This is a genomic window from Paenibacillus sp. FSL K6-1217, from assembly GCF_045040735.1.
Classification (GTDB): Bacteria; Bacillota; Bacilli; order Paenibacillales; family Paenibacillaceae; genus Paenibacillus_AQ.
The window spans coordinates 5,670,141-5,682,180 of record NZ_CP150271.1 but is presented as its reverse complement, the minus strand read 5'-3'; the positions used below and the strand labels follow the sequence as shown (position 1 = coordinate 5,682,180).

General features: G+C 53.4%; 9 protein-coding genes, 1 tRNA gene and 2 riboswitches. Of the genes, 4 read left to right on the top strand and 6 right to left on the bottom strand.

All coding sequences use genetic code 11. The features are described 5' to 3' along the window. Window positions 1-79: 79 nt before the first annotated feature. The gene (locus tag MHH28_RS25100; protein WP_405106560.1) at window positions 80-2,971 is read right to left on the bottom strand and encodes a collagen-binding domain-containing protein; all 2,892 of its coding nucleotides are present in this window, start codon (window positions 2,969-2,971) and stop codon (window positions 80-82) included. An 81-nt stretch (window positions 2,972-3,052) separates the two neighbouring features. Further along, window positions 3,053-3,145, bottom strand: a riboswitch (cyclic di-GMP riboswitch). A gap of 722 nt (window positions 3,146-3,867) precedes the next feature. Here MHH28_RS25100 and MHH28_RS25095 point away from each other — a divergent pair. Continuing rightward, window positions 3,868-4,245: a hypothetical protein gene (locus tag MHH28_RS25095; protein ID WP_405106558.1), complete on the top strand. Its 378-nt coding sequence runs from the start codon at window positions 3,868-3,870 to the stop codon at window positions 4,243-4,245. Between the two features lie 416 nt (window positions 4,246-4,661). On the opposite strand, the gene MHH28_RS25090 is transcribed toward MHH28_RS25095, so the two are convergent. Continuing rightward, the gene (locus MHH28_RS25090; RefSeq protein ID WP_405106556.1) at window positions 4,662-5,084 is read right to left on the bottom strand and encodes an ASCH domain-containing protein; all 423 of its coding nucleotides are present in this window, start codon (window positions 5,082-5,084) and stop codon (window positions 4,662-4,664) included. 97 nt (window positions 5,085-5,181) lie between these two features. On the opposite strand from MHH28_RS25090, the gene MHH28_RS25085 reads away from it, so the two are divergent. Continuing rightward, window positions 5,182-5,931 (top strand): DUF2278 family protein, encoded by a 750-nt coding sequence (locus tag MHH28_RS25085; RefSeq protein WP_405106554.1) that lies wholly within the window; start codon window positions 5,182-5,184, stop codon window positions 5,929-5,931. Here MHH28_RS25085 and MHH28_RS25080 read toward each other — a convergent pair. The 3 genes from MHH28_RS25080 to MHH28_RS25070 all read right to left on the bottom strand — a co-directional run bounded on the left by MHH28_RS25080 (window position 5,910) and on the right by MHH28_RS25070 (window position 7,757). Beyond that, window positions 5,910-7,058: a hypothetical protein gene (locus tag MHH28_RS25080; RefSeq protein ID WP_405106552.1), complete on the bottom strand. Its 1,149-nt coding sequence runs from the start codon at window positions 7,056-7,058 to the stop codon at window positions 5,910-5,912. The two genes, MHH28_RS25085 and MHH28_RS25080, sit on opposite strands and share 22 nt — an antisense overlap. A 148-nt stretch (window positions 7,059-7,206) precedes the next feature. Further along, window positions 7,207-7,278 (bottom strand) — tRNA-Thr (locus MHH28_RS25075). A gap of 173 nt (window positions 7,279-7,451) precedes the next feature. Beyond that, complete coding sequence (locus MHH28_RS25070; protein ID WP_405106550.1) at window positions 7,452-7,757, bottom strand: MTH1187 family thiamine-binding protein; 306 nt, start codon at window positions 7,755-7,757, stop codon at window positions 7,452-7,454. A 340-nt stretch (window positions 7,758-8,097) separates the two neighbouring features. Then, window positions 8,098-8,329, top strand: a riboswitch (cobalamin riboswitch). Between the two features lie 338 nt (window positions 8,330-8,667). On the opposite strand from MHH28_RS25070, the gene MHH28_RS25065 reads away from it, so the two are divergent. Both MHH28_RS25065 and nrdG read left to right on the top strand, forming a co-directional pair. Next, complete coding sequence (locus MHH28_RS25065) at window positions 8,668-10,653, top strand: anaerobic ribonucleoside triphosphate reductase (RefSeq protein WP_405106548.1); 1,986 nt, start codon at window positions 8,668-8,670, stop codon at window positions 10,651-10,653. Then, the gene (gene nrdG / locus MHH28_RS25060) at window positions 10,650-11,177 is read left to right on the top strand and encodes an anaerobic ribonucleoside-triphosphate reductase activating protein (RefSeq protein WP_405106547.1); all 528 of its coding nucleotides are present in this window, start codon (window positions 10,650-10,652) and stop codon (window positions 11,175-11,177) included. Before MHH28_RS25065 ends, nrdG begins: the two co-directional genes overlap by 4 nt. Before the next feature lie 187 nt (window positions 11,178-11,364). On the opposite strand, the gene ssuE is transcribed toward nrdG, so the two are convergent. Next, window positions 11,365-11,934 (bottom strand): NADPH-dependent FMN reductase, encoded by a 570-nt coding sequence (gene ssuE / locus MHH28_RS25055; protein WP_405106545.1) that lies wholly within the window; start codon window positions 11,932-11,934, stop codon window positions 11,365-11,367. Window positions 11,935-12,040: the final 106 nt, after the last annotated feature.

Here is a 12,040-nt window from a genome sequence, read left to right as displayed (position 1 = left end):
GGAGAACGTCTTCTCCGAAAGCAGCCCTTGTCAAATCACAGGATCATTGTTTGTTTGCATACATCTCAGTTCGGGTGACTCACTTACGTTTGCCGTTTCTGGTGGTTCTTCTAAGAATCAAGCCCAGACCAGCGAGTGCCAAACCGGCAAAATAATATGGAGCAGGACTGGACTCGCCCGTCTTAGGCAGGGTTCCATCCGCAGGCACACCGCCTAGAGGAACTTCATCATCGATAACGACTACATCGGGTGCCGGTTCTGCCGATGGCAACGGCGTTGGCGCCGGTGTCGCTACTAATGGCCCAACCGCTACAGCCGTTGTCGGCGATGGTGCCGGTACTGTGGTAGCTGTTGGAGTTGCTACAGGTCCAAGCGGCAGCGGGTCATCATCTACAACCACATCATTGCTCACGATAAATCCGATAATCGGAGTCGGCGTTGGCACTGGCGGGAAACTGAACGGCGGCGATATTGGATCTGGCGTTGTTACTGGTGTCGGCGCTGGTGTTGGTGTCGGTGTTGGCGCTGCCGTCGGATCTGGTGTCGATGTCGGCGTCGGCGTTGGTGTCGGTGTTGCCGTCGGTGTCGGTGTTGGCGTTGGTGTCGGTGTTGCCGTCGGTGTTGGTGTCGGCGTTGCCGTCGGTGTCGGCTCTGCCGTTGGCGTTGGTGTCGGCTCTGCCGTTGGCGTTGGTGTCGGCTCTGCCGTTGGCGTTGGTGTCGGCTCTGCCGTTGGCGTTGGCGTCGGTACTGCCGTTGGCGTTGGTGTTGGCTCTGCCGTTGGCGTTGGTGTCGGCTCTACCGTTGGCGTTGGCGTCGGTACTGCCGTTGGCGTTGGTGTTGGCTCTGCCGTTGGCGTTGGTGTCGGCTCTACCGTTGGCGTTGGCGTCGGTACTGCCGTTGGCGTTGGTGTCGGTGTTGGATCTGGTGTCGGTGTTGGTACTGCCGTCGGCGTTGGTGTCGGCTCTGCCGTTGGTGTCGGTGTTGGTACTGCCGTTGGCGTTGGTGTTGGTGTTGGTTCTACCGTTGGCGTTGGTGTCGGTGTCGACGTCGGCGTTGGTGTCGGCTCTGCCGTTGGTGTCGGTGTTGGTGTTGGCTCTGCCGTCGGCGTTGGTGTTGGCCCTGCCGTCGGTGTTGGTGTCGGCTCTGCCGTTGGTGTCGGTGTTGGCCCTGCCGTCGGTGTTGGTGTCGGCTCTGCCGTTGGTGTCGGTGTTGGTACTGCCGTCGGTGTTGGTGTTGGCTCTACCGTTGGTGTCGGTGTTGGCCCTGCCGTCGGTGTTGGTGTCGGCTCTGCCGTTGGTGTCGGTGTTGGTACTGCCGTCGGTGTTGGTGTTGGCTCAACCGTTGGTGTTGGTGTCGGCCCTGCCGTCGGTGTTGGTGTTGGCTCTACCGTTGGTGTTGGTGTCGGTTCTGCCGTTGGTGTAGGTGTTGGTACTGCCGTTGGCGTTGGCGTCGGTACTGCCGTTGGTGTCGGCGTCGGCTTCACAGTCGGCGTTGGTGTTGGCACCGCCGTTGGCGTTGGCGTCGGCTTCACGGTTGGCGTCGGTGTTGGCTTCACGGTTGGCGTCGGCGTCGGCTTCACAGTCGGCGTTGGTGTCGGCTTCACAGTTGGTGTCGGCGTCGGCTTCACGGTTGGCGTTGGCGTCGGCTTCACGGTTGGTGTCGGCGTCGGCTTCACGGTTGGCGTTGGCGTCGGCTTCACAGTCGGCGTTGGCGTCGGCTTCACAGTCGGCGTTGGCGTCGGCTTTACGGTCGGCGTCGGCGTTGGCTTCACAGTTGGCGTCGGCTTTACGGTCGGCGTCGGTGTTGGCTTCACGGTCGGTGTTGGCTTTGGAGTTGGAGTACACACAGGTGTAGGTGACGGTTTTATGGTCGGTGTTGGTTTTACCGTAGGTGTCGGCGTTACCGTCGGTGTCGGCGTTGCTGTCGGTGTCGGTGTTACCGTCGGTGTTGGTTTTACCGTCGGCGTCGGCGTTACCGTCGGTGTCGGCTTCACAGTCGGTGTCGGCGTTACCGTCGGTGTCGGCTTCACTGTCGGTGTCGGCGTTACCGTCGGTGTCGGCTTCACAGTCGGCGTCGGTGTTGCCGTTGGTGTCGGACTCGGCGGCGGCCCCTCTCCCTCGTACATTCCAAGGTGCATCTCAACCCCGCCGCTAAAAGATTTTGCAATCAGAGTCCCATACAGCTCCGCTCCGGAATAATGGACATCCGCTCTAGGTGCGAGGATCGTCCCGAAGAATGAGGTATAAGCGATATCTACCTTAGTTGCTTCGTAGAAATTGAATAATACCTGGCTTGCTCTGCCGTTATTCATTGAAAAGCTTGGCACATTGACTGTAGACCCGCTTATATTAATAATCAACGTAGCGTTCTGGGCAATGTTGAACTGAATATAATTCGTACTCGCCAGTGTCGAGGCATCCAGATGAACCACATTGAAGCGATCCGGTGCATTTATCGTAAGCTGTCCATAATGATTATTCCCAATCTCATTCGTGTCGGCCAAGGCCCCATACTCTGCAGAACGCGAGATCAGAACCTCCTGCTCGGCCGTAAAATCTATCGGATTGCCTTTCTTCTTCGTGCCTTTAATATTGACACTAGGTTCATTGGCTGTAATGTTATCCCCGTATACCACGTTCCCGTAGATCTCTCCGCTGCCTGAATGTACAAAATTCCTGCCGGCCACAAGTACATCCGTCGGTGCAGCATCCCTATATGCTCTGGCAACTCCGTAACCTCCAGAGAGGGTAATATTCCCCGCCGCTGCAAGGCGGCCTTCGATCTGATCACCGCCTTGTGTGAAATCCCCTAAGATAAAAGCATTAAAATTGCCTGCGACCCCCAAAATTGGTGTTGGCGTATACGGCACCCCTGAAGCTGCTCTAACATCCATCCCCCACGTGAAGGCACTGGATACGGTCAATAGGCCTGCCATAAGAATGGCGGCTGTTTTACGCACTCTTTTGTTCAATAGTCCACACCTCCTAGTTACTATTCTATGAATCTTTCACCCGACTATAACAACAAAAAGACCGCCACGAAGGGTTAGCTTCACGGCGGCCGGACGACCATAGCCTCAACTTTAGAGACAGTAGATTCCTGACTTTGCGTCCCGTTCTTTCGATACGGTTTGCGTTTGTACATGATTTCGGTATGAAATTGTTGATTTTGCTTATGTATATTCGTTGTTGAGTCTATGACATTTGTTACTTTTGTACTATTTTCAGTTTATCCGCTCCCCCGCCCTGTTGTCAATCCATTCCAAGTATAATTTTTGAAAAAATCTCAGAACCCCAATCCCACAATCCCTTGTCCCCCATGGGTTTATGCATACTATCCTTCTCACCCCTACAACTGTCATTGGCTACCTGGCTCTATAATAATATTAATTTACATTATTAAAATTTGATACATATGGCCTACTTCGTCGCTGTTCCTCCCTGTTTAACTCCTAGCTTGCTCCTATTCGATGCCATTTTACCTATTCACAGACACCCCGCTCCGAAAAAAAGTGCCGCCCGTGATGGACGACACCCGCTACAAGGATTCATCTATTATTAAATAAAATGTCGCCTAAGCAGACATGAACAGTTGAACCCAACCAATCATCGATACCCAGAGCGGAACACTTAGAATGATCCCGAATACCACACCGCGGCGGAGACTTCCTTCATGACTCATTGCCATTCTCCTTTGAGCTGATTTATTTTTTCAATCTTTATTATTTCAATTTTAATATAAAATAATTCTTCGAATTTTATTGTGAATTATGTCACATTGTTACTGTCAGTTGATAATACCCATTGATTATTTTTTGAATGATGAGTTACAATGCGAATATACGTTCTCTTAGAGGGGTTGAGAGGGATGCATAGAGCAGAGAGTCAGGACAACCTGCTGGTCAAATCTTATATTTTGCTGCCGCTAATTCTATCCGCCTTCGAGCGTGATGCATCCGTGATGTCCTTAGAGCTGCGCACGCCTGCGCCTTATCTGGAGGTGATCCAGACTGCCGTCCAGGCTGCCGCTGCCGATCTGCGGGAGGTCCGTGCCGGAATGCGGGCCCGTGGTCTGAAGGTCTATGAACAGCAGCGCCTGGAAGCTGGCGTCGAAGCCAAATTCGTCTGCAGGGGTTATCACGAGCGGATGCTGCTGCTGGATGATGTGATTGCCGCCCAGGCCACTGTGCATATGCGCAGATATCTGGGGATGGAGAAGACGGAGCAGGGCGGCGCGGAGGGATAAGCCAGCGGGAGAAGTACTTTTATTGAACCTGTTCATGCAGGGCGCAGTACCTACAAAAGAAGCCTGCCGCAAGCGGCAGACTTCTGCATTACACGATGACCCGGATGCGGTTACATTAACAACGTCCAATACCCCAACGTCCCGCATATAACCACTACAGCTACCGGGTACAGGATTCTCCGGCTGACCTGATCCCTGAACACAAGAAACAAACAAAGCATACAAAGCCATGCAATTAGAAGGCTTCCCATCTATTATGCATACGCTCCTTCCCGGCAATTCTGCTTCATCTCCAGCGTTGACCGCTGTAGAGCACACTATCCTAATATATAGGAAGATTTCCCGCCGAATATCCCAATTATACCAGCTGAGTGCCAGTCCGGAGCAAATTTTTAGTCAAAATGCGATCAGGCGATTCAAAATTCCTTCTCCAGCACAGGATATTCCCAGAATCCCAGACGTCCCTTCGCGGGTATGGGATGTACCAGCGGCACAACTTCCTCCAGCTTCCAGGCGTACCTTCCTACGGTATAATTCCCGAACACATATTCATTCCCGCCCGGCCAGCCCTGCTGCACAAGCTCAGGCGTAACTTCACAGCAATCCGCAATTCGGCTGACGGCAATGATCCGGCCGGTTGGCAGATTGTCCGCCGTGAAGCCATGACGGGCCAGCAACGACTGAATAGGCTCTGTCCGGCAGATCGCCTTATTTACCTGCATCCCGGCATGAATGGCCAATGCTCCCCGGTGGGCGGTCCGCCAGGTGCGGGTTTCGATTTGCTTTTCTCCCAGCGCAATTAAGGTTGCCCACGGCTGGCGAATCGTCAGAACCTTCATAATGTAGCTTGCCTCCTCTGATGAACACCTTACTAGTCAGAATTACTACGGCCTCCTATGGGAAAGAATAATAGCTATGAAGGAGGACTGATGAGCGATGGGTAACGGATTAGATCAAGGGTATGGGGTATTAAAATGCAAAATATCCAATGAGGATAATGTCTATAAGCTAGGTTACAAAAACAATCATATTCAGGTGCTGGTTGACGTTGAAGACGATGACCACAAAAAGTATAGATTGGCCATCAACATCCGATCAAGCAATAAAGCCGAGCATTTACCGGAAGACACTGCCAATCAGGTGCTGTATTATGTGGGTGAAGATTTAAAATCGGAAGAAACAGCCCGCTGGCTCAAGCTTGAGTCCGGCTTCACGAAGATCACCAGGGAGAACCGGAGCCTTGCCCTAGATTATATCAGAGGAAACCTGGTGATTCCCAGTAAGATGGTAGCCCTGCCTAATACGAACCAAGATGACAAGGAAGACAACGATCCCCACAACAATCTCTATGACAAAATCACCTCTTACATCGAGGAAGCACACAAGCAGAAGGCCACCCTGTATGCGTTCGGCGAACCTTGGGGGCCTGTGGATAAACCCGACAAATACTTCGGCTTCTCTCCTGGACAGGGCGTTCATAATATCCACATGAATCAAGGCAATGCCGGCGGGTATTCCCGAGAAAATGGTACATGGCAGGACGGCGGAGTGCTTATTCATTTCCAGAACGCGAACAGATGGGTGGCTATCTTCCTGGCCTTCCAGTCCCAATCCTGGTGCACTAACGACCAGGGAGATGCCACTAAGCCGGTTAGTGAATGTAATCATACCAATGCTTTGTCATGAGCCAACACCATCGCATTAACCGCTGATACGATATCCTTGACATCCAACTGTTCATCCAGCCTCAAATGAAGTTGTAAGGTAGAGACTGGTGAGTGGTTAGCAGAAACGATGAGCTCAACCTCATGAGATGAAAGCACCTTTGCTTGCAGGATTTGCAGCCAGGGGATAAGATCCGGTAACGCTTTATCCTCTGAAGGACCCATTTCCATGCCATCCATCCCAATAGGTGAACGCCCGTCGAAATACTCAATCCTTAGCACAGCCTCAGAAGGGGGACTGTTCCTCTTCAAAGTCCTAGCCGCTTCCAGCTGACGGCGGGAGGTTCGTGCAGGACCGATAATTATATTCCACAAAACGATACACAGGGAGGGGATGAAGAAGCAGAGCACCGCCAACCAACCACTGGAGGTCTTGACATAGACGGCAAAAAAGAGGGCTGCGGATAGAATCGCAAGCAACCAGATGTAGAGCTCCTGCCGCCATTTGGACTGGCGCATCCCGGATGCTGGAGGAATGGACTGTGCTGGCTGAATATCGGCAGCTTGCTCCGGTTGAGCTGCCGTTCGTTCCCTCCATGGCAAATGCTCCCCATTCAGCATATAAAAGTTATCAGCTGCTCCCTGCCAGACCTTCTCCTGCGAGGGATGCGGCGACTGCCAGAGGGTAACGTATTCTTGAATGTCTCTCAGATAGAGGGCGGGATCGCCCGTGAACGAGAAATATTGCGAAAGCTCCAGATGAATAACGGCAGCAGAATAACGCTGTACATGGGTCGATAAGGTTTCCAGCCACTCCTGTACAGGAGTGGCAAGCGCCGGGAAACGGGCCAGCGTGCCCGGTAAACTCAGGCGCAACTGCTCTGCAGCATCCGCCCATGGAATCTGCCATTGGAAGGCCTCGGAAAAATGTTCCCACTCCACCAAATCCTCCACATCCGGTTGGCCCATATGGGGTTGAATCTTGCTCCAAGCTTGCATTAGCTGCCTGCTATAGCGCTGGAACTGGTCTTGGCTGACCAGACAAAACCATACTGGAGCGAGAAAATTATTCGTCTCGAAAGCTGTATTCTCATAATCAATTAAATCTGAATCGGCACTGGTAACAATCAGGAATGTCCGGTTTCCCATATAAGATCTTTGCCTCCTAGCATCCAACCATAGGCTCCCCACTTTACTTAACTAAAGGTTAGAAGAATGGCAGATGTTGATGCTTGCATAGAAAAAAGGCGCAGTTCCAAAAAACCGGAAACCCGCGCCACTATCGACTTCACAAATATGCTGGTGAAGGGAATTGAACCCCCGGCCTACGCATTACGAGTGCGTTGCTCTACCCCTGAGCTACACCAGCCTACAGACCTCTGTGTCTGCCAAACAAAAAATATTATAACTCTTCCAGCGGAAAACGCAACCCCTTTTTCCGCTGGTTGCTGTATACCCAGCCCAGATCAAACTCAGCCAGCATATGCCCGGCAGGAATCTGCTCCTTATCGGTTGATTCTGATAAGATACTATAAGTGGTTACTATCCTTGCAGCTTGCGCTCCACGGATTCCAGCTTGCTGCGGCTGGTGGAGGGCTTGTCGCGCCGGTCATCGATTTTGAGCGAGGTTGAGACTCTCTGCGCCCCGGCGGTGAACGGCGACTCATGCAGCGCTTCTACCGCAGCCAGAATCCGCGTTACCGGTCCTTCAATAATCGTTCCCATAGAAGTAAGCTCATAGGTTATGCCCTCCACCGTCTCCAGCACGCGCTGCATCTCGGCCACATAGCTGCTGAGACTGGTGCTGCCTGTGCCAACCGGAATAACGGTCACTTCGCCAATTGCCATCGTAATCACCCTCCTGATTGTCTGATCTGCCTGCCCCTTGCTTATCCTCTTATTGTACCGCTTCGGCAGGCTTCCCACAAATCTCCTGCCCACCCCGTTATTTTCTTACTATTCGTTACAAAGATTACGAGGATTAGACGCACTCTATTTATGGATTCTTTGTGGCGTATTTTCGGAGAATTTATGAATCATTTCGGCCAAATCGATAGGAAAGTTGTGGATTACCTGTGGACTAACTGTGGATCAGCTGTGAGTAAAAGCGCGGAACCCGCTCCCCGTGCGGGATTGCAAAAAATCATTTACAAACACAATATATTGCGGTAGCTTTAATGAATAACAACAAAATATAGTAGAAACAGGTGTTTCACTCTCTCAATAGAGAGGAGACTTAATAGGGAAGCGCGGTGCAAAACCGCTGCGGTCCCGCCACTGTAACCGGATGCTCCCCGGGCTAGCTGCCCCAGGGCGGCATTCTCCGGCTAACTGCCACTAAGGGGCTGAATACGCCCCCCGGGAAGGCGCCGGAGGAGTTGCCGGAAGCCAGGAGACCTGCCTGTTTCGCGGCACCGCTTAGACTCCTGCGAGGAACAGGGGAGGTGTCCGTATGCGGCCTGCAATAGCAGAGTCAGCCTCCCGTCAATCGGGCCAGAGGCTGCCGATACCTGAGGACGATCGGTGATTACCTTCAGGTATCGGCTCTGCGGAATATACCAGAACGGGCTTCAGCTATTCGCCCCTTGTCTGCTCGTATATTCCACCCAGACCACAGGCAAATTTCCGCTTCCCGGATCTTTGCATCCTGCATTCGGGCATTTCCGGCCTTCCCGGCCGGAGGTGCTTTTTTAATGATGTCCTGACCGTTCTATATTACATATCACGCTTACAATACCCGAGAGGAGAGAGTTATATAATGACGCTGCTGGAGAAACGTTATAACGAAGGACAAGCTGCACAAGAGGTTCTATTAGAAGAGGTCATTCATCTGGGACGGGATATTATCGACAGCCGGGATCTGGATCTGCTGCGCGAGAATGCCAACCTGAACGGGGAGAGCTTCTCCGGCAAAATGAGTAAGTTCGGCAGTGAATATTCCAAATGGTACGCCCGCAACTTCACCATGCCGCCGCAGCTGGTACAGGCTACCCTGGATAATGTCGTCTATGTACATGACCTGGATCAATATGCTATCGGAACCACGAACTGCATCTTCATTCCGTTTGAACGGCTTCTCCGTGAAGGCTTCAACACCGGCAACGGCAGCGTACGGCCTCCCAACTCGATTATGACGGCGATGTCGCTGGTGGCGATTATTTTCCAGTCACAGCAAAATGCGCAATACGGCGGCGTATCCGCCAACAAGCTGGATTATGACCTGGCCCCTTATGTGACCAAATCCTTCTCCAAGCTCTTCCGCAAAGGACTGGAGTATTTCGAGGAAAATGCAGAAGTGTCTGAGCTTGGGGAGATTACGATGAGCCGCAGCGATCTGGCTGAGCAGTATCCGCGCGCCTTCCGTTTTGCCCTGAAGGAGACGCAGAGCGAGACCCTGCAGGCCGCAGAGAGTATGGTACATAACCTGAATACGATGTCCAGCCGCTCCGGCGGACAGATTCCTTTTACCAGCATCAACTACGGCACCTGTACCTCCCCGGAGGGCCAGCTTGTGATCAGCTCGCTCCTGACGGCCACCATGAACGGACTGGGCAGCGGGGAGACACCGGTGTTCCCGATTCAGATCTTCAAATGTAAGCAAGGCATCAACCAGCAGCCGGGCGACCCTAACTATGAACTGTTCCTGAAGGCGGCTGAGTGCTCTGCACGCAGACTCTATCCGAACTTCGCCAATCTGGATGCTCCGCTGAACATGCAATATTATGATCCGGCTGACCCGGATACCGAATTCGCTACAATGGGCTGCCGTACCCGTGTGCTCGGCGACCGCTTCGGACGCAACCACTGCTCCGGCAAAGGCAACCTGTCCTTCAATACGCTCAACCTGGTGCGTCTTGGACTGGCCCATGGTACAGTAACCGGCCGCCGACTGGCCGCTGACGAAGAAGGATTCTTCGACGACCTGAATCATTATATGGATATTGCGCTCGACGGTCTCCTGCACCGCTTCCGTATTCAGGCTGCCCAGAAGGCCAAAGCCTCCGATTTCATGATGCGCGAAGGCGTGTGGGAAGGCGGCGAGCAGCTTGCCCCCGATGACAGCGTAGGCGAACTGCTGAAGCACGGCAGCCTGTCGCTGGGCTTCATCGGCATGGCGGAATGCATGAAAGCCATGTACGGCAAGCACCATGGCGAAGACATGGATATCCACGCCAAGGCTGTAGCCATCGTCCGCCACATGCGTGAATATTGCGACCGTAAGAGCGAGGAGCTTAACCTCAACATCACCTTGTTCGCAACGCCCGCCGAGGGTCTTTCCGGCAAGTTCACCAAGATCGACCGCAAGGTGCTAGGCTCTATCCCTGGGGTAACCGACCGGGAATACTATACGAACTCGTTCCATATTCCGGTCTATCATGAGCTGAGCGCTGCCAAGAAGATCAGCCTGGAAGCGCCGTTCCATGAATACTGCAACGCCGGAGCGATCTCTTATGTCGAGCTGAACGGCAATGCCCGGAGCAATCCGTCAGCCTTCGTCAAAATCATCAAATACGCGCTGGAGCAGGACATCAGCTACTTCAGCATTAACCATCCGATTGACCGCTGCTCCGGCTGCGGCTATGAAGGGGTCATCGGCACGAATTGCCCGACCTGCAATGCCCATGAGGATACCACCCATATCCGCCGTCTGCGCCGGGTTACCGGGTATCTGACCGGTGACTATCAGACCCGCTTCAATGCTGCCAAGCAAGCCGAAGTCCGGGACCGTGTTAAGCATCTATGAACATTTGCGGCTATTACCCGGAGTCGATCAATGAAGGGGAAGGCCTGCGGGCCGTCCTCTTCTTCAGCGGCTGCCGCCACCGCTGCCCCGGCTGCTTCAACCCGAAGACCTGGAACTTTAACTACGGGGAGGTCTTCACCCCGGAGCGGCGGCGGGAGATTATAGAAGAGATTGCAGGCAATCCGCTGCTGGACGGCTTGACGCTGGCGGGCGGGGACCCTTTTTTCTCGGCTGGGGAGGCTGCAGACTTCATTCACGAGCTGCGCGCCGAGCTGCCGGGCTTCCCGGTCTGGATCTATACGGGCTATACGTACGAGGAGCTTACGGCTTCCCCGGGCTCTGCGGAATGGAATCTGCTGGCCTTGTGCCAGGTCGTGATCGACGGACGGTTCGTCGAAGAGCTCAAAGACCTTACCCTCTCCTACCGGGGCAGCAGCAACCAGCGGATCATCGATATTCCGGCGAGTCTGGCGGGAGATAGGGTCGTTCTGTGGGAGCCGGAGCTGAGCTTTCAAGGGGTATAAAATTCATACAAGTGGAAACGGCATTGCCGTCCTTTTAAAGGATGGTACCATTTCAGCGAGAAATAGAAGGATAAGTTATCGTGTGAAACATATAAATTCTTTTATTTTACAAAAAGGCACTACTCCCGCATTCGGGTAGAGTAGTGCCTTTTGATTGTACCGGGCAGATGGAGGCAGCAGCCTAACGTTATTCTACGGCTGTTGATTGCCCTGCCTTACGTGCCACCTTATGCTCCGTCTCTTCCGCCAGCTCCTCCAGCACGCTGTTCAGGCGCAGCTTGAGTTCTTCCGCCAGCTCGACCACGCCCTGGTCGTTACGCACGGCCTGCGAGTCTACCGCGTAGACGCCGCCAAGAATGTAGCGGGCGCCAAGCACCGACAGCACCGGCTTCAGCGCATAGTCAATCGCCAGCAAGTGCGCGAGACTTCCGCCCATGAAGAGCGGCAGCACGATTTTGCCGGCCAGCCCTTTTTGCGGCACCAGATCCAGGAAGGTCTTCAGCACTCCGGTATAGGAGGCCTTATACACCGGGCTGACTACGATTACCGCATCGGCTTCCGCCACAAGCCCGTTCGCCTTGACGATGGCTTCACTCTCGAACTTGGTGTGAATCAGATCCTCCGCCGGAAGCTCCGCCACATTGATCCGCTCCACTTCATACCCGCGCTCCCGCAGGGCACTCTCTGCATACTCAATCACGGCATTAATCCGTGAGACCAGGGAGGGTGTTCCGTTAATTACGACTATTTTGGCCATTTCCGCACCTCTTCCGTCCGCATAATAAGATAAACCGGGCTGCTTCGCCGGGCATCAATACTTTAAATTAGTAATAATCCTAGCAGAGTACAAGGAATATTGTCAA

Bases quoted from the DNA above. Each gene is read 5' to 3' on its own strand.
- MHH28_RS25095 (WP_405106558.1), top strand. From the start codon at position 3,868: ATGCATAGAGCAGAGAGTCAGGACAACCTGCTGGTCAAATCTTATATT.
- MHH28_RS25090 (WP_405106556.1), bottom strand. From the start codon at position 5,084: ATGAAGGTTCTGACGATTCGCCAGCCGTGGGCAACCTTAATTGCGCTG.
- MHH28_RS25085 (WP_405106554.1), top strand. From the start codon at position 5,182: ATGGGTAACGGATTAGATCAAGGGTATGGGGTATTAAAATGCAAAATA.
- MHH28_RS25080 (WP_405106552.1), bottom strand. From the start codon at position 7,058: ATGGGAAACCGGACATTCCTGATTGTTACCAGTGCCGATTCAGATTTA.
- MHH28_RS25070 (WP_405106550.1), bottom strand. From the start codon at position 7,757: ATGGCAATTGGCGAAGTGACCGTTATTCCGGTTGGCACAGGCAGCACC.
- MHH28_RS25065 (WP_405106548.1), top strand. From the start codon at position 8,668: ATGACGCTGCTGGAGAAACGTTATAACGAAGGACAAGCTGCACAAGAG.
- nrdG (WP_405106547.1), top strand. From the start codon at position 10,650: ATGAACATTTGCGGCTATTACCCGGAGTCGATCAATGAAGGGGAAGGC.
- ssuE (WP_405106545.1), bottom strand. From the start codon at position 11,934: ATGGCCAAAATAGTCGTAATTAACGGAACACCCTCCCTGGTCTCACGG.